Raw genomic sequence first — 22,266 nt, 5'->3', positions numbered from 1 at the left:
GCAAATTTTAGTTTTTCAAAGCAGTTTGCTTTAGTAAGTTATATATTCTTGATAAGTCATGGTCAGTACCACGTAGCTCAAAATCACTGACGAATGGACAATCAAATGACTCAGCATAGCGTTTTGCTGATAGGCAGTATTGCTCGTTAAAATTTTTATTTCCTGATCCAACAATACCAATACAATAATTACGATTATTGTCGTAAGCAATATATTCACCTAAAGCATTGGTCATCATTTCTTTCACACCATTATCGATACCGTTGCCACCATCTAAATATGTGGGTACAAAAGCAAAAAAGTTACTATGTTCATGTGCAAAGTCAGTTAGATCTGAAACTTCAGTTGCCTCTATTTTTGGATTGTTACTATCTTTTTTGTTTTCTTCATTGGCAAAATTAGTTAAATTATTAACGAAATTTTTAGTGTTACCAGCGATTGATATATATAGAATACGAATAGGTTTCAATGGAAGGCTTCCTTTCAATACAAAAAATCTGTTAGAAATTAATTCTAACAGATTTTTATAATAATTATTATTTATTGTTATCTTCACTAATCTTTTTTTCTTGATTATTTGAATCAATATCATCATTTACATTAACTTCAAATAAATTAATAAATGAATTTTCAAAATGAAGAACTTTAAATGTAAATTGATCAACTGTAAACTCAGTTCCGGGTTCGATTTTCATATTAGGATGATTATCAATAAAGTAACCAGAAAGGGTTACACTGTCTGATTTGCTGAAATCTTTGATTTCAGTTCTAAAGTAACGTTCAAAATCATAAGTAGTCATTTTACCGCTAACTTGATAGGTACCTTTAGGTTGTTTAAAGATATATTCGTTGGTTGCAGGATCAATTTCATCTCTGACAGTACCAAATAATTCTTCATAAATATCTTTATCAGTAATAATTCCTGAAGTTCCACCATATTCATCAACAACAACGACGATAGGTGTACGCAATTTAATCATTTGTTGTAAAACTTCGGTGATTTTCATATTTTCTGGAACCGTTGCGATATCTCTTAGTAGACGTTCTACTTTAATATCTGGGTTTACACGTGATTGACGAATCATGTCATAACAGTAAACATAGCCTAAAATATTATCTTTATTGTTATTTTCAACAATTGGAATTCTACTATATTTTGTTTGTAGATATTTACCAATAGCGTTTTTAACATTAGTATTAATATCCATAACTGTTAGTTGAGTACGATCAATCATGATATCTTTAGCCACTTTATCGTTGAAATCAAAGGCTCTTTGCATATACAAGTAGTCATACTTTTCAAGCGCACCATTTTTAACAGCGTCTTTAGAAATGTTTAAGATTTCAGCTTGTGACATTGATTCATCACTTTCATCGGTCATTTTAAGGCCCATTAATTTAACTACACCAGCTGCAGTGACATTAATTGCCCAAACACCAGGATAGAAAATTTTATGGAAATAATGCAATGGAGTAGCAACAAATCCCAAAATTCTTCTAGGCATTGCAATACTTATATTCTTAGGCACAACTTCAGTAAATACAACTTCTAAATAAGTTAAAATTAATACACCAACAATACTACCAATTGCGTGAGCAGTACCTGGATTAATAACATTAGGATTGATTTCTAGTAAGTCAAATAAACCATCTACAAATAATGCTTCACCAATCCACCCCATGATAATACCACTAAGTGATACTCCCACTTGAGTTGTTGATAAATAATCATTTAAATTAGTTATCATGAACATTTCACGAGATAACTTTTTAGATTTACCCTTATTTTCTTGTTCTTCTTCTAACATACTGTAACGTGTTTGTACTAAGGCAAATTCACACGCAACAAAAAATGCTGCAAAGAAGAAGGCTATTAAAACAATGATGATTTGAAAAGCTAATGCACCACTATCCAACAGAACATTCCCCGTTTCTTATATAAATTATATGTAATTAACTACATTAAATACATTATACCTGTTATTAGGCCTTATTTTAAGTCATTTGCTGATGAAGTGCCATTATTATCGGTTATTATTGACTAATTTATGAAGAATAAAAATAAATTGTTCGAAATGGTTTAAATAATTTGTAAAATCGCATAAAATAGGAAAAGTAACTCATCAAGCAGGAAAAGAGCAGCCATTGGCTGCTCTTTTTCTTTATTCTATTATTTCTGTTAATAAATCTAATAGTTTATCACGGTTCCAAAGATCAACATTTAATTCTTTACTGGCACTGATAGCATGTGGGGTGAAATAACTATTACTAATAACGATTGCTTTTTTGCATTTATAGTATTCAACACCAGAACTAACCTCTTGAACTGCCTTAATGCCAACTGGTGAAGAATATAACTTACATTGAAATCCATAAGTAGTCTCACCATTTTTAGCAAGTACATCAATTCCATAATCACTGCTGCCCTTAGTTAATTTAACATCTTGAAATCCTAGCTTACTTAGTAATTTACAAGTAAAACTCTCGAATTGATAGCCATCAAAACCATCGATATTTTTTAATTTGTTTTTTGCTTGATATTGTAAAAATTCGGTATATTGATGACTTGATGCTTTTTCTTTTAAATTCGCTTGCCTTTGTTTTAGATTATCAATTTCTTTTAAAATATTGCTTTTTTCATTTTTTAAATAGTTTAAGTCTTGATAAACTTTATTAATTTCATTCACTTGTTGGCTTAGTTTTTGTTTATATGCAGTCATTGAATCAATCGTTTCTTCTAAACTATTTTTTTGCATTTTCATTTGTTCAATTTTTTTACTATAATTATTAGATTGTTGATAGAATGTTTCTCGATTCATTTTTACACTTGAATCATCATACTTAATATTTTTATGTTGATTATATTTAACTTTGAAGATGAAAGCTTTACGACCGGTTAGATTAAAATAAATGGTCTTTAATAAGCTTTTTTCACGACTAGGCATAATTATGTAAATTAAGACCAAACTAGTAAAAATAGATAATATTTGTGTAATCCAAGTATTTAATTCACTAGTTTTAAATTCACTAATTCCAGTAATCATACTAATAGCGATTAAAATATATAGACATCTTCTAATAGTATTCCAGGTTTTCACTATTGATTACTCTTTCTAATTTATAATTACCATTATTTTATCAAAAAAAGGATATAATTCCTAGTATGACAAGGATAGACGAAAAAAGGGATGCATATAATGCATCCCTTTTATTACCCCTTATTTTGTTTGAGTGTTTTTATATTTTTGCGATGACCTTTGAAAACCACAACTATTGGCAATTACATATTGTGGACGATGTTTAGATGCATCAAATGTTCTAAATAAATAGTTACCAATAATGCCCATGCCAAGCATAATCATGCCGCTTAGGACAAACAACGCTGAAGTGGCAAAAATAACGGTGGTAAATTGATTAAAAATCATAATAAATCCATATAGTAAGCCAATTATGATGCTAATAGCACCTACATAATTTATTAATTTTAAAGGAACATCTGAAAATGATGTTAACCCATCACTTGCTAAACGTGTCATTTTAGAAAGTGAATATTTAGTTTCACCAGCTAATCTTTCTTGACGTTCATATTGGACAGAAGTCTGCTTGAACCCAACCCAACTAACTAAACCTCTGACAAATGGCTCGGGTTCTTTTAGTTTTGATAAAGCATTTATTACTTTACGATCCATTAATCTAAAATCACCAGTGTCTAATGGAATTTCAATACTAGAAATTCTTTTTATTACTCTATAAAACATTTTTGCAGTTAGTTTTTTAAACAAAGTTTCCCCTTCGCGTACTAAGCGTTTACCATAAATGACATCATAACCTGCATGCCATTTTTGAATCATATTAGGAATGACTGAAGGGGGGTCTTGTAAATCTGCATCCATAACGACCACTGCATCACCATTAGCATATCTAATGCCCGCGGTAATTGCTAATTGATGACCAAAGTTTCGTGAAAATTCAATAACTTTAATATTTGAATATTTATTTTGTGCTTTATTAATGATTTCAATGCTTTTATCTTTTGATCCATCATCAACAAAAATTAATTCATATTTTTCTGCTTGGCATTTAATGAACTTTTCTAATATTTCAATTGTATTGTTAATCCCAGCTTCTTCATTATAAACTGGTAACACAATTGAAATTAAAGCTTGATTATTTAGCATCTTTTTATCTCCTAACAATTATTTATAAATATTTGAAAGGTCGTATAATGTTTCACTTGAATTTTGCGAACCACCACTCATCTGATAATTAGATGATTTGCGTGACATCATTTGATTAAGAGCACCAGATTTTTGCTTGTTACCAAGATGACCTTGTTTATTTTTTGAATTAGAAGTACCACCATATGTTTTAGCTGATACTTTTTTACCATGCTTTTTAATCCAGTTGACAATGGAACTATTAGTTGAACCAGATTTACCACCATCTAAGTAGTATTTAATTTGGCCAGATTTCACTAACTGCTTAAATTTAGATAGGGTTATTGCAGGATCAGTTCCATTGAATCCACCCATGGCCATTACGGCTTTTTTAGTCTTAATGATATAAGGAGCAGCCGTTCCTGAGTCAGCAGTAGCAAATAAATATTTAGCATTACCTTGATTTTTTTGTAAAAACTTTAATAATTTGTTATTGACGGATCCGCTACCAATGCCACCTTGATTGCCATGACTGTTTAATAAATCAGGGCCAGCACTAGGAATAGCATCCGAAGTTTTGGCAATCGTAGGGGTCATCGACCAGAAACTAGGAGCAATTGCGATAGTTATTAAACTAGCAATAATTACTTTTTTCATTATCTTTTTGGATTTGATAAAGATAATGCCTAAACTAGCTGTGATCCCAATTACTAGAATCAGAATTGTTAACCATGAGTAATAACTAGATACATACCATGCTTGAAGCATTGTAGTAACAGCGATAGCAAGTGGTAAAAAGTAAAAACGGATATCCTTACGATTAAATATCTTGAGAGCCTTAAGCATGCCCATTAAGCCAATACCACTTAAAGAAGCAATTGCTGGAGCTAACATGATAGTGTAATAGGGATGAAAGAAGCTAGCGACAGAGAAAAATCCACCAACTAGTACTAACCAACCGGTCCATAGGACAATTTGTTTTTGCTTTTCATTGATTTGATGCCATTTTCTTCTGTGATCAGCATATACAATGTAAGATGCAATCATGCCAATAATCGCAAATGATAACAGCCAACTAATTTGTGGCCCCAACGCTGATTGAAATAGTCTTAGAGGGCCGGCAGTACCAATATTAAAGATATTACTGCCTCCACCTGGAGCACCGCCATGTTTCATCCCAGCAGGTTTATTTCCAACAGGCATTTTCAGATTACCTTTTCGTTGATTATTTTTGTTTATCTTAGGTGGAGTAGGTTGGTTTTTATTAGCTTGATTATTGTTACTTTTAGACTTTTGATTACCCATCCCTTTAAAGGTTCCACCAGTACCAGTAGTTTGGCCTAATAATCTTTGGGCTCCATTATATCCAAATGCTAATTCCATGACTGAATTATGTTCTGAGCCACCTTCATAAGGACGATTATTGGCTGATGTCATATCAACTGATAAAGGCCATGCAAGGGTTAGTACCGTTAGTGAAATCATCGCTAGCATGGTATGGACTATCTTTTTCTTCCAATTAGTTTTACTAGCAATCCAGTAAAATAATAGCATTGCTGGAACAATCATAAATGCTTGGAGCATTTTGATATTGAAAGAGAATCCAATTAAGGCAAAACTTCCCATTAACCAAAAAATTTTTTTCTTATCGACTGCTTTTTGTAACATCCATAATGATAATAATAGGAAATAAATTAATGTAGCATCCATATTATTAGTTCTTGAATCGGCAACGACAATAGGTGTGATTGTCATTACAAATGCTGCAATGCGACCAGCATTTGTACCAAATTTAGGCTTTATTAGTCGATACATTAAATAAACAGAACCAACACCAAATAAAACAGAAGGTAAAACGACGCTAAAGTTGGAGACCCCAAATATTTTAGCTGAGATGGTCATAAACCATAAAGCAACTGGCGGTTTGTCCACCGTAATATATCCAGCAGGGTCAAAACTTGCATACCAGAAGTTCTTAAAACTTTGTGTCATGCTAGTAATTGCAGAAGTATAAAAATCATTGGCGGAACCAGTCTTCCAAGTCCCATATCCATACAGAACTAATGCAATTAATAAAATAATCGTTAAAATCCAATCGATATGACATTTATAATGACGAGCTTGTGATCGATTTTTATTTTTCATTCGTATTCCTCCTTATTGTGATGATTAGAAAAGGTCCAATATTTGCTTAAGCAAAAGTTTGTCGGTATGGTAATAATTAAAGCGATTAGTGGAATAATTTGTCCATTAATTGTAGATTGGGTGCTTATTAAATACGTTATCACAATGCTTAATAGCCACGTTAATAGATAAGTTGTATAGTACTTAATAGCAATTTTTCTTAAATTATTATTGGACTTAAATACCCATTGCTTATTAATAGTCAGACCAATAACTGAAGTAATCCCATACCCAATTGCTATCGCAACTGGCGGATTAGTTATTTGCCATAACAATGTATATATAATATAAGTTAAAATGGTATTAATTAAGCCAATGATACCGAACTTAAAAAGTTGCTTAATCCATAACATCATATTGAACATTTCCTTTCTTTTGAATATTTTAAGTATAATTTAAGCGACATAAACTAAACTTAAACTAATCATAAAGAAAACTTAAAAATAAAATTTTTTGGGGGGTATTTAAATGGAAGACTTAAATATTTTAATTGTAGAAGATGACGAAGCACTTGCTAATAGTGTGGAACAATTTTTAAAACCAATCGGAAAAACTAAAGTTGTACATGATGGCTTTGAAGGCCAGATGCTTGGTCAAGATGGTATTTATGATATTGCTATTTTAGATTTAATGCTGCCAGAAATTGGTGGTTATGATATTTTAAAACATTGGCGAAATGTTGATGAAATTGAAATGCCAGTATTGATCTTAACTGCTAAGGATACCTTAAGTGATAAAGTTAGAGGCTTTGAATTAGGTGCTGATGATTATTTAACGAAGCCATTTCATCGTGAAGAATTAGTGATGCGAGTTAAAGCCCTATTAAAACGAGCAGGTCGAATTGGCAATAATAATCAATTAACATATGCTGATTTTACAGTTGAATTTAACCGTCATGAAGTTGAATACAGAGGTCAACAATTACAATTAAATGGTAAGGAATATGATTTGTTAGTTTATTTCTTACAAAATCCTTCTACCATCATTACCAAAAATCAAATTTTTGATCGTTTATGGGGATTTGAATCAGAAACTTCGTTAACCGTAGTTGAAGTTTATATGAGTAATTTAAGAAAGAAAATTAAACAAGTTTCAGGAGCAAATCCAATTAAAACATTGCGTAATGTGGGATATATGCTAGAGGGTGCTGAATAGTGAAAGAAAAAGTTTTAGAACACAAGCAACAATTAAAGTTCTTTATTAAAGAATTAATTGGTTTTGCCCTTTTGTTTGCCCTTTTGGGATTTATTGTTTATTTTTTCTTTCAAAATTCTATTTATTCTAATATTGATGCAGGTCTTTATAGTCAAAAACAACATATTGAAAGAAATGTAAATCAAGGACCTTTGTCGGTACAACCTAGTAATCATCCAACTCCGTTTAATCCAGATAAAAATGCTGCATTTCAAACTAACATTATCGTTTTTAGTAAAGATGGTAAGATTTTAAACAAAAATATGTTGGGACAACGATCTTATAGCTTATTAAATAAAATCACTTTAAGTAAACATAATATTAATGAGCCTCAAGATGTTAATTTAATTGCCCGTGATTTTACAACGCATTTTCGATCATTATTAATAAAAGTTGATAAGTATAATGATAACCCAGACTATGCTGGTAATTATGTCTTGATTTTACAAAATATTGATGCAGATCTACTAGCATTGCATAGTTTTGTAGAAGCATTAATTATCACGTTAATATTCTTTTGGATAATCGCAATCATGATTGCATATTATCTTTCGAAATCTAGTATGAAACCAGTTATGAAGGCTTGGCATAAACAAAAGGAATTTAGTGCAAATGCTGCACATGAATTAAGAACACCATTAACTGTTATTCAGAATCAAATGGAGTTTTTATTAACGAAGCCCAATGCTAAAATCATTGATCAAGTTCAACCAATTTCAACAACTTTAGAGGAATCTAAACATCTAAAAACATTGACGCAAAGATTGTTAACATTAGCACGTTCGGATGCCAACATCATTCAATCTAATAAACAAAATGTGGAAATAAAACCATTTTTTGATCAGATAGTGCAACCATTTTTTGAAATTACTAATAGTCAACAAAAAGTATTATTAAGTGATATTGATGTCAGTGGTCATGGTAATTTAGATGTTGATTTAATTAAACAATTAATGGTAATTTTAATGGATAATGCGATTAAATATACTCCTACTGGTGGTAGCGTAAATGTAAAAATTTCTAATAATCACAATAATCTAAAAATTTTAATTTCAGACACTGGTAGTGGTATTTCAGATGAGGATAAAAATCATATCTTTGAGCGATTTTATCGTACTGATAAATCCAGAAATTCAAAGACTGGTGGTAATGGCTTAGGTTTATCCATCGCTCAATGGATTGTTAATCAACACCATGGAAAAATTTTGGTACGTGATAATCATCCTACAGGGACTGTCTTCATTGTAAATATTAGTATCTAATGTGACTGTTATATTTGTAAAGAAAACTTAAACTCTATTTAACCTATTTTGAAGACTTCCTTTGTTACAATATAAATATTATTAATAGAAGGAAGGTGTAAAAGATATAGGGTATTATATTGAATAATATTCACTATCAGTGTATGAAAATAAAAAATGCTTTATTAACTATTGCAGCAACCGCTTTATTAGCAATTAGCTTTGGATTTATTAGTAGTAATGTTCATGCAGCAACCGCTAGTGATGCTAATTCTAGCAATACAGTTTATGATTTATCTGAATGGCAACATAATTTTACCGATGCACAAGTTCAACAATTAAAAAGTGAAGTTCCATTTGTTATTTTGCGAGTGCAATATGGTAGTCAATATTATGACAAGACTTTTAATCATAATCGTGATTTGTTAGAAAAATACGGAGTTCCATATGGGGTTTATTCATTTAGTCAATATGAAAGTCCAGCAGATGCTGCCGATGAAGCTAAAACTTTATATCGACGTGCTCCCAATGCGAAATTCTATGTAAATGATTATGAGTCACAAACGGTTAAATCTGGTGGAACCAATAATGCTACTAAGGCTTGGGTTGATGCATTGCGTCCATTAGTTGGACAACGTAAGATTTTATTCTATTCTTATGTTAGCTTTATGCAAGCACATGCTGCTTCAGCTGTTAGTAATTATGATGGTTATTGGCTTGCTGCTTATCAAAATCAAGAACCAAGTAGGGAACATGTTTTATGGCAATTCTCTAGTAACTTTTATTCTAATTCTTTAGGTCAGAACATTGATGCTAATTTATTAACTTCAAAAGATGCTAACTGGTTTATTGGGGATAATACGAACGCCGGTGCACAACCATCAGATAATAATCAAAGTAATGATGATAATTCACAAAATAACGATAATTCATCGAATCAAGATCAAAATAATAATTCAGATCAATCACAACAAACAAGAAATACACAATATGTTCAACAAAACAAAACTATGACTGTTAAAAATGGTTACAATTATAAGTTTTATAATCATGTGCCTGGTGATAATAAATTCATTGGTAAAACTTATGCCATTTCAAGTGTAAGTGAGAATACTCGTAAGCGTATGTATATTAATTCCATCGCAACTATTAATGGAAAAACTTACTATCGTATGTATTCTAATGGTCATGCTATGGGTTGGGTAAATACAAATGCATTAGTTCCTAATGTTAAGTATGCTAATTATTCAACTACTAAAGTCATGAAAAATAATCCCAAGGTAGCTTTCCATAATCATGTTAACAATAGTGGCTTTGCTAGCACTGTAACTACTGCCAATGGATCTGATTACGCTAACAAGAAATTGACTATTACTCGTCGTGCTCATAAAGATGGTTGGAATAGTTATTATTATCAAGCTTATTATCGAGGCAAATTAGTCGGTTGGATTTATCAAAGTGCATTTAAATAATATTTTAAAAAGTAGTAATTAAATTACTACTTTTTTTATTGCTATAAAATTTGACATATCAACGTTTATAAATGCTTTTTAGCACTCTTTGTAAAAGAGTGCTACTTTTCTCTTGACTATCTGACCATTACTGACTAATATAGAAACTGTTGATAAGGAAATAACAAATCAACAAATAATAAAGACTTTTGAAAGGGGTTTTGATTATGGCTAACGAATTAAGAAATAGTGATTTTGGTGTATTTGAACCAACTAATGATTTCTTTGGAGATTTCGGTAAGAATTTCTTCAATTCAATTGCTAGTAATCAAATGAAAACTGACGTTACTGAAAATAAAGATAATTACGTAGTAACCTCTGAATTACCTGGATTTAAAAAAGATAATATTCATATTGATTACGAAAACGATACCTTGAGTATTCGCGCTACTCATGATTTAAAGAAAGAAAATAATGATAGTAAGGGTCGTGTAATTAGAAAAGAACGTACTGCTCGCAATACTGATCGTTCATTCTACTTGCCAGATGTTGAAAATGATAAAATTTCTGCATCATATGATGGCGGAATCTTGAAGATTACATTACCAAAAGAAGCAAAAGATAATAACAAGCATAAGATTAATATTGACTAATTTAAATAAATATAAAAATATAGGGGGATTGTATTATGACTAATGAATTAAGAAATGGTGCTTTTGATATGTTAGATCCAATGGAAAGTTTCTTTGGTGATTTTGGTAAAAACTTTACTAATACTTCTAAAATGAAGACTGATGTAATCGAAAATGATAAAAGTTTTGAAGTAAATGCTGAATTACCTGGATTTAAGAAAGCTGATATTGACATTGACTATCGTAATGATACTTTGAGTATTCATGCTGTTCATGACTTAAATAAAGATCAAAAAGATAAAGATGGTCAATTGATTAGAAGTGAACGTACTTCAAGCAATGTTAGTCGTGCTTTCTACCTACCTAATGTTGAAAATGATAAGATTTCTGCATCATATGATGGTGGAATCTTGAAGATTAATTTACCAAAAGAGGCAAAAGATAAGGCAAAACATGAAATTAATATTGATTAATTCTTAGCAAAAAAGACCCGAGACTTTGTTTTCGGGCCTTTTTTTGTACTATAATTATTATGTATTATTTTTGTAGGAGGAACATTAGATGAAATTAGACCAATTTAGTTTTGGATTCAAAATAGTTTTTAGCATATTTTTTGGCTTATGTATAGTCTATAATTTCTCTATAAAAGTTATGGCCAATGGAACTAATGATGGTAATTATTACAATTTAAATAAAGGCTTTTTTGGTAGTTTATTATTTAATAAAAACTATTATTATTATCCGCAAGAACATGGATCAGATGACTCTATATACAATGATAGATTTGCGAGAGACCCATATACTATTTTATATAGTCATAGTAATTTTTATAAACATAATTACTTTAATCCAAAAGATATATACATACAAAATGTTATTAAAAATAGTAACGGTTTTTCTTATGAAATATATATGCCAAAAATACAAAGCAGATATTCATACATAGATACAAGAATAAAAGCAAGTGGATCCATTAGTCAATTTTTGAATAGTAATATTCAATATTCTGGTATTAATACAACTGATAATTTATATATTTTTCCAATATCGTCAGCTGATTCTTCATATGCTAATTCATATTCTGTAGGAAATAAATTGAACACTCATAATTATTTTTATAAAAATGATTTTTATATATCCAACTTTTATTTAAATGATATTTCTAGCAATAACTTTAATATAAAAATAAATTTGGATAACAATTATACGAAAAAATTTATTAGTAATGATTCTAAGATATATACTTATGTTATTTTTAATACCTTAGATTATAAAATAGCAGGTGGTACTCCTGTATTTGAGGCACTTAGAATACTTGATTATAATGATATGAATGGTAATAAACATAATGCGTCTGTTTTAGAAAATAAACAAAAACAAACAACAAACGATCTAAAAAATACATTGTTAGATTTGCAAAATCAAGTGAATAATAATTCTCAGTATGATTCTGAAACTAAAGACTCTTTTAATCATAAACTAGATAATATTATGCATTATAACGAAGTAAATATTAATCATATTGTTAACCAAACAAATTATAAAAAAAATTATAATGAGTCAATATTAACTGATATTGATGACATTAAATCAAAAACTGCTAGGGATATGAATAATTATTTAAATCGTAAAGTTTTATCAATTGAATATGCACCAGATCTTAATTTTGGTAAAAAAAATATATCTTATATTCATAACACAATTGCTAAGTTACAAAATCATACTTATTTTCAAATTAAAAGTTTTAATAATAGTAATTGGCGTATGAATTTATCAGTATCTGATATGACTGATGGAAAAGACTCAATAAGTTCTAAATATTTCCAAGGAAATAATTCTTCCTATAATAATAAAACTAAAACTTTTAATTTTTATGGTAACGACGGAGTTAAATATATTTCCTTAAATAACTTATATATTAAGATCCCTAACAATGTAAGATTACATTCTGGAAATTATAGGGGAACGGCCACTTGGAATTTAGTTAATGGACCCAAATAATTAATGTGTACTTGTTATTACTTTATAATTGTTATAAACTGTACATATAAAGTTATAAGAAGGCGATTAAAATTTGTAATTCTAAGATTGTTTCATTTATTTTTGTTATTTTTTATTTAGTATTATTGTATTTTACATTTAACGGTAATATGATGTCGCAAATGTTAGCAATGAAGATGATGGCAATTGGAATGTTAGCAGAAGCTGTGATTAATTTAATTGTTAATTTTATGCATAAAAGGCATTAAAAAAGTACCATTCAGATTATATCTTGAATGGTACTTTTTATATTATTAATTTTGTGTAGATTTTTGTCTGAATAATTGGAAAGATGAGATTATTAATATAATCCATCCGATGATACCTGCAAATGTAGAAACAATACTACCGATAATTCCCATAATTGAACCAGATGTAGAAATTCCAGCATTTTTACTCTTCATCATAGAAACAATATCTAAAATAATTAAAATAATTGCTGAGATAATTGTTATCATTGAAAGCTCGGAAATTGATACAGAATGCTTATAATTCATAAATCCTAAAATAGCTTGAGAAATGATGAACACAATATTTAAAAATCCGGTCCATCTGTTAATTGATAATTTATTTTTCATTTTTAAACACCCCCTATATACTTGAATATGTTAACACATGTATTTCTTTAAGCATTAATGATTTGTTTCTATGTTTTGCTTTTTATTGTATATTTAAGGATAAAAATAATAATTATTTTGCGAGGTTTGATTATGAATAAAGTTTTTATAATAGAAGACGATAAATATATTTTAAATTTATTAAATAAGAGTTTATATGCATGGAATTATAAAGTAGATAATGTAGATTGTTGGGATAATTTAATAGAAGATACGATTAATTTTCATTCAGACATAATTTTGTGTGATCTTAATTTACCCTTTAAAAATGGTTTTTACTGGATCCAACAATTGAGAAAATATACAAAAATTCCCATCATCGTCATTTCTGTTAATAATATTAATAATAATGTTATGCATGCTGTTGAATTAGGAGCAGACGATTATATAATGAAGCCTTTTTCCATAAATGTTTTATTAGCTAAAATTAAAGCTATTTTAAAACGCGATAAGGTCATAAAAAACGAAAATATAATTGTTTTTGGAGATAATGAATATAACAAACTGACAAATGATATTCATAATCACAATGGACAAGTAACTTTAACACCTACAGAAAGTTCGATGATTCAAATACTGTTGCAAAATATTAATCGATTTGTCTCTAAAAATGAATTACTAGATTTATTATGGCAAGGTGGAAATTATTTAAATGATAATACTTTAAATGTTAATCTCAGTAGACTTAGAAATAAATTATCACAAATAAATATAAAGAATTTATTACAAAATAAAAGAGGAATTGGTTATAAGTTGGTGGAATATGACTAAAAAATTTTGGCTTTTTTATGTAAAATCACAACTTCCATTGATTATATTTTATGTTTTAATTTTTTCTTTATTGTTGATTATGAACTATGCATATAAATTACCTAATTATTTTATTGGAGATGTATTTAGATATTCAATATCTGGATTATTAATTTGGTTTATTGTTAAACTGTTATTTGATTTAAATAGAACTCATCAATTTATAAAAAATGATTATTTAGAAAAGTATCAAATTAATACCCCTATTGAAAACGTAATGTTAACAAAAATTAAACAGCAAAAGTTGGAATTAGAGAATAAATTAAATTCTAAAGATTTGGAACAAAAAGATAGAATTAATCAAATGGATTTGTCAGCTCACGAAATAAAGAATGATCTAACAAGTTTGCAAATTAATTTGGAAAATAAAAATCAAGATAATAATGAGATGCTTGATGCTGTAAATGATGCTAATTATCAATTAGATATGTTATTGAATTATGAAAAACTTTTTTCAATTTCAAATGATTTGGAATTTGAATGGATACATTTAGATGATTTGGTTGAAAAGGTTTTAAAAAATATGTCAATGCAATTTATCAATAAGCAATTAATTCCTGAATTGAGTAAATTACATATTTTTGTTTTAAGTGATAAAAAATGGCTTAATTTTTGTATTGAACAATTATTGTCTAATGCAACTAAGTATGCTTATGATGGTACAAAAATTCAGATTATATTTAGTGATGGTAGTTTAACAATTGTTAATTCAGGAAATCCAATTGAACATTCGGACATGCCTAGAATTTTTGAAAAAGGATTCACGGGATCAAATGGACATAATAATCGGTTATCCACTGGTTTAGGACTATTTTTAGTTAAAAACATATGTAATAAAATAAACATAAACATTGAAGCTAATTCTTATAATAATCAAAATGAATTTACTTTGATATTTCAAAAATCAATGTTGAAAAAATAACCTTACAATATTGTAAGTATAAATATTTCTATTTACTTTTTATAATTTAATTAATAATTATTTAGGGAGGTAATATTTTGAAATTACTTAGTTTAAATAAGTTAGCCAAAATTTATGATGAAAACACCAAAAATGCGGTGTCAGCATTGAAAAACATAACCTTTGAGGTTAATCGTGGTGACTATGTATCAATTATGGGAGAATCTGGTGCTGGTAAGAGTACTTTATTAGATATAATTGCTACTCTAGATAAGCCCACTTCTGGACAATCAATTCTGAATAATCAAGATTTAGGAAAGTTGAGTAAAAATGATGCAGCTAAGTATCGTAGAAAGAATCTAGGTTTTGTTTTTCAAAACTTTAATTTATTAGATAGTTTAAGTAATCGGGATAATATTTATTTGCCATTGGTTTTAAATAGGACACCTGTTTCTGAAATGGAGCATAGAATAGAACCTTTAATTAAAAGTCTAAATATTGAAAAAATAATTGATAGATATCCTAGTGATATTTCTGGGGGACAACAACAAAGAATAGCCATTGCAAGAGCTTTGATTACTCAGCCTGATTTATTGTTAGCTGATGAGCCAACCGGATCTTTAGATTCTAATACTAGTAAACAAATTTTGAATTTGTTTAATGAAGAAAATCAAAAAGGGCAAACTATTATTATGGTTACACATAGTTCAGCAACAGCTAGCTATTCTAAAAGAACACTATTTATCAAAGATGGCAAAATTTACCATGATATTTATCGTGGAGACTTGTCCTTAGAGGATTATCAAGAAAAAATTAATAATACAATGATCACACTAACAAGAGGTGATTATTAATTATGATATTTAATAAACTTATTTTTTCTAGTTTTAAACGCCATGCTAAAGTATATATTCCTTATTTGATTTCCAATATTATTTTAGTAGCAATGGATTATATTTTATTATCACTTGAAAATAGTAATGGTATAAAAAATTTATCTAGTGGAACGACATTAATTTCATTATTAAGTTTAGGTTCAACTTTTGTTATGATGATTAGTTTTATTTTCATGATGTATATCAGTAATTTCATAAGAGTCCAAAAAACTCGTGAAATGGGACTTTATAGTATGCTTGGTATGACTGGTTATAATTTAAAAAAGTTGATTTTTTTAGAAAAACTTTTCTTGTTTATTATTAGTACAATTTTAGGTTTGATTTTTGGAATTGTTTTTGAAAAGTTAGCACTAATGATCACATTTAGATTAATCAACGTATCTATATCTTACAATGCCATAATTGAACCATCTTCAGTAATAATTACTACTTGCTTTTTTATGGTAATATATTTATTCTCTATATTCTTTGATTTTATTAAATTGCATAAATTAAATCCATCTGAACTTTGGAAAGAACAGAGTAAAGGAGAACAAAAAAATAATAAGCATTATAAATTGAATGGAGTATTAGGGATAATTTTATTAATAATAGCTTACTACTTGGCACTAACCACTAAACCAACTATGACTTCTTATTCTAGATTTATGCTGGCAGTTATTTTGGTGATTCTTGGAACTTATCTAACCTTTATTTCTGGTAGTATTTTGATATTAAATATTTTAAAATCTAGAAAAAGTTTTTATTATCGTCCCAATCATTTTATTGCAGTATCAGGAATGATACAAAGAATGAAACAAAACGGCGCTGGTTTAGCGACAATTTGTTTATTATGTAGTTCTGTTTTAGTAATTTTATTTACCTCAATCTCGGTTTATTCTGGGATTAATAGAATTATCAAAGTCTGGTCACCTACACAAGTTTCAGTTATAAGTAACAGAGGATTACCTCATAGTCAAAAACTTCAAGTTAACCATGTTGTTAAAGAAAATGGCGCTAAAATAAATAATATTATCAATTTAAAAACAACCACTCCTCAATATGGTTACATTAAAAATGATAAGTATGTTGCTCAAGGTGGAATAAATAATATATCTAGTAGTACCACTAATGCACTTATGTTCGTTTCGGAAAATGATTACAATAAAATTTATCATAAAAATATTCATTTAAATAATAATGAAGCAATTATGTATTCTCCTTCTAAAATGAAGCAAAAAAATATGAATATTTTAAATAAAAATTATCATGTAAAACAAATGGACAATTTTAAATATTCATTTAATCCTAGTCATTCTATCTACACCTCAATGTTTGTAGTTGTAAATAAATTACCGAATTCATTATCTTTATTACATTTTTATGGATTTGATTACCACGTTAAAAATATTAGCAATAGTCATTTTGAACAAAAAATACAAAATTCACTTAAAATCACAAATGAACAATTTACAGGCAAAGGTATCTTATATAAAATGTTAACGCAATTATTTGGGGGCTTTGTTATGGTTGGTATTTTAGTAAGTCTAACTTTATTGTTAACTACTGTTATGGTGATTTACTTTAAACAGATATCAGAGGGATATTCTGATCGTAGAAGATTTGTTACTATGCAACAGGTAGGTTTAAGTTTAAAAGAGACTACTAAAAGTATTCATAGTCAGGTACTAATGGTATTTATGATTCCAATTATTGCAGCAATAATTAATCTTTCATTTGCTATTCCAGCAATTAAACAAGTTTTAATGAGCTTTAATCTTTATGATACTAGGCTATTAATAATAGTTGGTTTCTCAGTATCATCTTTAATAGTAATCTTATATTTATGTATTTATGGATTAACCACAAGAATGTATCACCATATTATTGATTAATCTTCAGCTAATTTAAATTAAAATAAATCCTAAATTGTTATTTTACTAAACAATTTAGGATTTATTTTTTTTGTAAGATGTTTCATGCAATAATTATTTTATTATATTTTTTAAATTTAGGAGCAATCATTATGAATGATAATTTTCAAAGAGCTCAATATCAAAATAATAATTTTGACAATTATAGCAAAGTGAAGAAAGACAAAGAAGCTAACGGAATCGGAATTGCTGGATTTGTATTATCAATTGTTTCAGTTGTTGTATCGTTGAATTCTCTTTTTAGTATTGTTTTTTGGATACTAGGCATTATTTTTTCAATAATTGGTTTATTTCAAAAACCTAAAGGTTTTGCTATAGCAGGGACAATTATTTCAGCTATAAGTGGACTACTTTTTATATTACTGATTGTTTTTGCTGTTTTAGTTTTTAATGGTATTAATAATTATCTTTAATCGATTTTTTGTTTTAAAATATTAATATAATATTTTTATCGAAGTGATATTTTAATGAGACGAGATTTGAAGATTCGTTATAATTTAAAAACTGATATTGAAACTAGTAAAAGAATGTCCAAAGTTCATCTAAAAAGAGGAGAAATAGAGGATGATATTGCTCTTAGACTTTGGCATGATGGTATACGTTATAGAAGAAATTATAAAAAATTACCAGGTTCACCTGATATAGCTATAACTAAGTATAAAATAGCTATTTTTGCAGATGGAGAATTTTGGCATGGCTATAATTGGGAAAACAAGAAAAAGCAATTAAAACATAATAGAGAATATTGGATAAATAAAATTGAAACAAATATTAAAAGAGATAGGAAAAAAGATTTAGAACTTCATAAAATGGGATGGATTACTCTTCATTTTTGGGGAAAAATGATAAAAAATCATCCAGATTATTGTATTGAAAAAATAAAATTTTATATAAGAAGTAAGAGTAATATATAAAATTATATATTACTCTAATAAGTTCTTAGTTGCATTCTTTATATAATTACTATTTAGCCAAAATGATTGAGTAGTCATAAAGTAATTGGAAAAATCCTTAGGTTTATTAGTCCATTGTGCTTTTATAGGTAGTTCATTAGAATTTTCACTTTTTACATAACTTCTATTTGCAGTGTGTGGTCTTACATGAATTATTTTTTGGCTTTTTGCTCCGATGAAATTATTATGCACAATACCATTTTTACTTTGATTTATAAATTCCAGCTTTACACCATTATTTATCGTTTGAATTGTATTTTTCCATGCATCTTTTACTTTTCCATTTAAATCTTTGCTAGGCATTTTAAAGAATTTTATTCCTCTTAAATAATTATTTCCATTGCTATCCATTTGAAATACTACAAAAAGAAATTTACTTTCACTTAAATAAACATTTAAAGTGGCAGATGGATTCCCATCTTCATCTATCCATTTTTCATTAATTAAATCTTTGAATTTAAATGGTGGCAAAGACATACTTTCTTTATTCCTTTTTTTACTATCAAATTGTATTGTCTTAGGTACTATTGATGCTTTTTCAAATTCATCGGCATTAGTTTTTTGTTTTCCTCTTATTCCTAGTATTTTATTTACTATTTGTACATTGTATTTTCCAATAGTATTAGAATTCTTTTTAGGTATATTCAGTATATCTATTAACTCTTTAGTTGTTTTATTCAAATATTTAGAAAATTTATTATATATTATTTCTTCTAATGATTTATTTTCTAGTTCAGATGCATCCTTAACTATTGCATCTGATTTTTTATTTCCAAAAATGTAGTTTCTTAATAAAGTAGTCATGAAACTAGTCTTAAATGAAAAAGCTCTTTGCTTTGCCATCTCTTTTGAATTTGGTTGTATTCTTAATGACTTTTTATTTTTTCCCTTTGTACAGGCTGCCAAGTAATTTGTTTCTCTTTCACTTAAATCTTCAGCTTTACCTTTTCTAATGAATGATTGAATTTTTTTCCAGTCATTTTTAATGATTTCAAGATCATTTTTATCTTTTTCCATTTCATATGTTACACATTTGTTAAAAAACCATTCATCCTTATTTACATTTCTTTTATATTCGTAAAAGGCCATTTCTATTACTTTATTTTTATTCATAAAATGACTGTTAAAAAAATTTTCTTTATCTAATTCAACGTAGTTTATAATGTTGAGCACTAATCTTTCTTTTGCACTTACCTTACCATTCTTTAATATTTTAAAAGGTGTTGCTTTTAATTCAGATACATCTAAATCAGGCTTACTTGCTGAATCCTTTACTTTTCCAAACCAGGATTCAAAAATGTCTCCCATTGCATTTTTGTCTCCTTTAATTTTTATTCCTAGTTGTTTTTTTAAATCTTTTTGTTTAATGCCTTCTATTTTTAAGGCTTTATTATGTACTTCATCTTTAGTTTTAAATTTCATATAGTACCTCCATAAAAATGTTCCCATTTGTTGATCTTAGTCTAATGTTATTATATAATAATATTATTGATGTACATAAATAAGGAGTGATTATAATGAGCGACAAATTAAAAGTTTTAGAATTATTTGCTGGTGTTGGTGGATTTAGAATAGGTTTAGAAAACGCCGATAAAGATTTATTTAAAACAGAATGGTCTAATCAATACGAACCATCTAGAAAAAGCCAAGATGCATTTGATGTTTATAACTATAAATTTCCAGATTCAGAAAATATTGGTATTGATATAGCTGATATTTCAAATGAAAAATTTCAGTCAATGGATGCAGATATGATTGTGGGTGGTTTTCCATGTCAGGACTATTCAGTTGCAAGGTCTAAGAAAAATGAATTAGGTATTCAAGGTAAAAAAGGGGTCCTATTTTGGCAAATTATTAGAGCAGCTAAGCAAATACATCCTAAATATATGATTTTTGAAAATGTGGATAGACTTTTAAAAGCTCCTGCAAAACAACGTGGTAGAGATTTTTCAGTAATGTTAACTTCATTAAATAGTTTAGGTTATTCTGTAGAGTGGAGAGTCGTTAATGCAGCTGAATATGGTAGAGCCCAACGTCGTCGAAGAGTTTATTTTTTTGTTTTTAGAAATGATCTTCCTTATGCAAAACATTTAGATAATGAGTTTGAAAATGATTTGATTCCTTCAGAAGACTCTTATGATTATTATATTTTTAAAGAAGGGCTTTTTGCTAAGCAATTTCCTATAAAACATGAGCTTTATAAAAATAGAAAAGCTTATTATGAATTACCTGAAGATATTGTTGAAGCTTCTGATGACTTTTCAGGCAAGGTTTTTAATACAGGAATTATGCGTCATGGTCGTTACTATACAATTGATTCTATTTCCGATAGTAGTAATAAACCAACTCCACTAAAAGATATTTTGCAAMCAGATAATGAAATTGATGAAAAAAATTATATTACTGATCAAAATAAATTAGATAAGTTCAAGTATCTTCGTGGATCAAAAAGAATTGAAAGAACAAGTGCTGATGGACATAAATATACTTATAGTGAAGGTGGGATGTCTCCTTATGAAAATCTTTCATTACCAGGTAGAACAATGTTAACTTCAGAAGGAACTGTTAATAGGTCAACTCATTTTCTTAAAATAAACGATAGATACAGAATATTGACTCCTATTGAAGCAGAAAGAATGCAAGATTTTCCGGATGATTGGACTAAATATAAAATTGTAGATGGTGAAGTTAAAGAAGTTACTGATAGAATGAGAAGATTCTTTATGGGTAATGCTTTAGTTACAACTGTTATTCAACAAATTGGTCTTGGAATTAAAGATATAGTTAATAAATATGATAAATAAAAAACATTGGATTTTAATCCAATGTTTTTTATTTATCTAGCAGTTTTGAGTATATCTCTTTTTTTTAATATCCAAATCAATATACAAATAATTAATTTTATGAAACCTTATTATATTTGTATAAATTTTGTAAAATATTATATTAAACTCTTTAATTATTAAAACCTTTTTCCTTTTTCATTTAATATTTTTATACAAAACACTTTCATATCAGTTAATTATAATTTTATTGGAAATATATTCACCTATGTATTTTTTTATATATGACTACTAATATAATAACTATAGTTTATTTATTAAAATATAAATTATGAATAATATGAAAATCATATAAATTAATAAAAATAATATTTTTTATAATTATAAAGATACTTTTGAAAAGGTTTAATCCATAAGTATTCTATGTATTATCTAAAACAATATAATGTATTGATAAAATAATGGACCATAATACTCTGAAAAATTATAATTTT

The 22,266-nt window shown here is 27.9% G+C and carries 22 protein-coding genes; 14 read left to right on the top strand and 8 right to left on the bottom strand.

All coding sequences use genetic code 11. The features are described from left to right. Positions 1-7 precede the first annotated feature (7 nt). From nrdI to C7N71_RS01895, 6 genes are all read right to left on the bottom strand, one after another. On the bottom strand, positions 8-469 hold the full coding sequence (nrdI, locus tag C7N71_RS01920; RefSeq protein WP_105987517.1) for a class Ib ribonucleoside-diphosphate reductase assembly flavoprotein NrdI: 462 nt from the start codon (positions 467-469) through the stop codon (positions 8-10). Positions 470-536: 67 nt separating this feature from the next. Beyond that, on the bottom strand, positions 537-1,916 hold the full coding sequence (locus C7N71_RS01915) for a hemolysin family protein (RefSeq protein WP_105987494.1): 1,380 nt from the start codon (positions 1,914-1,916) through the stop codon (positions 537-539). Positions 1,917-2,162: 246 nt separating this feature from the next. Then, a complete protein-coding gene (locus C7N71_RS01910; protein WP_105987493.1) occupies positions 2,163-3,098 on the bottom strand; it encodes a restriction endonuclease in 936 nt (311 codons plus the stop codon). 120 nt (positions 3,099-3,218) lie between these two features. Beyond that, complete coding sequence (locus tag C7N71_RS01905) at positions 3,219-4,178, bottom strand: glycosyltransferase family 2 protein (protein ID WP_105987492.1); 960 nt, start codon at positions 4,176-4,178, stop codon at positions 3,219-3,221. Positions 4,179-4,196: 18 nt separating this feature from the next. Beyond that, positions 4,197-6,302, bottom strand: a complete 2,106-nt coding sequence (locus tag C7N71_RS01900) for a glycosyltransferase family 39 protein (RefSeq protein ID WP_105987491.1) — start codon at positions 6,300-6,302, stop codon at positions 4,197-4,199. Beyond that, positions 6,299-6,697, bottom strand: coding sequence for a GtrA family protein (locus C7N71_RS01895; RefSeq protein ID WP_225361859.1), 399 nt, complete (start codon positions 6,695-6,697; stop codon positions 6,299-6,301). The genes C7N71_RS01900 and C7N71_RS01895 overlap by 4 nt, the downstream gene beginning before the upstream one ends. Positions 6,698-6,809: 112 nt before the next feature. Between C7N71_RS01895 and C7N71_RS01890 the strand changes: the two genes are divergently transcribed. The 7 genes from C7N71_RS01890 to C7N71_RS08245 all read left to right on the top strand — a co-directional run bounded on the left by C7N71_RS01890 (position 6,810) and on the right by C7N71_RS08245 (position 13,108). Further along, positions 6,810-7,496, top strand: coding sequence for a response regulator transcription factor (locus tag C7N71_RS01890; RefSeq protein WP_105987490.1), 687 nt, complete (start codon positions 6,810-6,812; stop codon positions 7,494-7,496). Then, on the top strand, positions 7,496-8,797 hold the full coding sequence (locus C7N71_RS01885) for a sensor histidine kinase (protein WP_105987489.1): 1,302 nt from the start codon (positions 7,496-7,498) through the stop codon (positions 8,795-8,797). The genes C7N71_RS01890 and C7N71_RS01885 overlap by 1 nt, the downstream gene beginning before the upstream one ends. A gap of 143 nt (positions 8,798-8,940) precedes the next feature. After that, the gene (locus C7N71_RS01880; protein ID WP_140921687.1) at positions 8,941-10,248 is read left to right on the top strand and encodes a GH25 family lysozyme; all 1,308 of its coding nucleotides are present in this window, start codon (positions 8,941-8,943) and stop codon (positions 10,246-10,248) included. A 206-nt stretch (positions 10,249-10,454) separates the two neighbouring features. Continuing rightward, on the top strand, positions 10,455-10,880 hold the full coding sequence (locus C7N71_RS01875) for an Hsp20/alpha crystallin family protein (RefSeq protein ID WP_105987487.1): 426 nt from the start codon (positions 10,455-10,457) through the stop codon (positions 10,878-10,880). 35 nt (positions 10,881-10,915) lie between these two features. Continuing rightward, a complete protein-coding gene (locus C7N71_RS01870; RefSeq protein WP_105987486.1) occupies positions 10,916-11,332 on the top strand; it encodes an Hsp20/alpha crystallin family protein in 417 nt (138 codons plus the stop codon). An 88-nt stretch (positions 11,333-11,420) separates the two neighbouring features. Further along, the gene (locus tag C7N71_RS01865) at positions 11,421-12,860 is read left to right on the top strand and encodes a hypothetical protein (protein ID WP_105987485.1); all 1,440 of its coding nucleotides are present in this window, start codon (positions 11,421-11,423) and stop codon (positions 12,858-12,860) included. 125 nt (positions 12,861-12,985) lie between these two features. After that, the gene (locus C7N71_RS08245) at positions 12,986-13,108 is read left to right on the top strand and encodes a hypothetical protein (protein ID WP_263850862.1); all 123 of its coding nucleotides are present in this window, start codon (positions 12,986-12,988) and stop codon (positions 13,106-13,108) included. A 45-nt stretch (positions 13,109-13,153) separates the two neighbouring features. Here C7N71_RS08245 and C7N71_RS01860 read toward each other — a convergent pair whose 3' ends face one another. Further along, positions 13,154-13,477: a hypothetical protein gene (locus C7N71_RS01860; RefSeq protein ID WP_105987484.1), complete on the bottom strand. Its 324-nt coding sequence runs from the start codon at positions 13,475-13,477 to the stop codon at positions 13,154-13,156. Positions 13,478-13,609: 132 nt separating this feature from the next. On the opposite strand from C7N71_RS01860, the gene C7N71_RS01855 reads away from it, so the two are divergent. The 6 genes from C7N71_RS01855 (at position 13,610) to C7N71_RS01830 (ending at position 18,950) form a co-directional block, all read left to right on the top strand. After that, positions 13,610-14,287, top strand: coding sequence for a response regulator transcription factor (locus C7N71_RS01855; RefSeq protein WP_105987483.1), 678 nt, complete (start codon positions 13,610-13,612; stop codon positions 14,285-14,287). Beyond that, positions 14,280-15,248 (top strand): sensor histidine kinase, encoded by a 969-nt coding sequence (locus C7N71_RS01850; RefSeq protein ID WP_105987482.1) that lies wholly within the window; start codon positions 14,280-14,282, stop codon positions 15,246-15,248. Before C7N71_RS01855 ends, C7N71_RS01850 begins: the two co-directional genes overlap by 8 nt. A 77-nt stretch (positions 15,249-15,325) precedes the next feature. Beyond that, positions 15,326-16,081 (top strand): ABC transporter ATP-binding protein, encoded by a 756-nt coding sequence (locus C7N71_RS01845; protein WP_105987481.1) that lies wholly within the window; start codon positions 15,326-15,328, stop codon positions 16,079-16,081. 2 nt (positions 16,082-16,083) lie between these two features. Beyond that, complete coding sequence (locus C7N71_RS01840; protein ID WP_105987480.1) at positions 16,084-17,997, top strand: FtsX-like permease family protein; 1,914 nt, start codon at positions 16,084-16,086, stop codon at positions 17,995-17,997. 131 nt (positions 17,998-18,128) lie between these two features. Next, a complete protein-coding gene (locus tag C7N71_RS01835; protein WP_105987479.1) occupies positions 18,129-18,449 on the top strand; it encodes a hypothetical protein in 321 nt (106 codons plus the stop codon). A 66-nt stretch (positions 18,450-18,515) separates the two neighbouring features. Then, positions 18,516-18,950, top strand: coding sequence for a very short patch repair endonuclease (locus C7N71_RS01830; RefSeq protein ID WP_318530529.1), 435 nt, complete (start codon positions 18,516-18,518; stop codon positions 18,948-18,950). 9 nt (positions 18,951-18,959) lie between these two features. On the opposite strand, the gene C7N71_RS01825 is transcribed toward C7N71_RS01830, so the two are convergent. Beyond that, entirely contained in the window at positions 18,960-20,411 is a 1,452-nt protein-coding gene (locus C7N71_RS01825) for a Sau3AI family type II restriction endonuclease (RefSeq protein WP_157944339.1), read from the bottom strand. A gap of 95 nt (positions 20,412-20,506) precedes the next feature. Between C7N71_RS01825 and dcm the strand changes: the two genes are divergently transcribed. After that, complete coding sequence (dcm, locus tag C7N71_RS01820; protein WP_105987476.1) at positions 20,507-21,793, top strand: DNA (cytosine-5-)-methyltransferase; 1,287 nt, start codon at positions 20,507-20,509, stop codon at positions 21,791-21,793. Positions 21,794-22,266 lie beyond the last annotated feature (473 nt).

The sequence above is a fragment of the Apilactobacillus timberlakei genome, from assembly GCF_002993965.1.
Lineage (GTDB): Bacteria > Bacillota > Bacilli > Lactobacillales > Lactobacillaceae > Apilactobacillus > Apilactobacillus timberlakei.
This window is presented reverse-complemented; position numbering and strand designations above follow the sequence as displayed.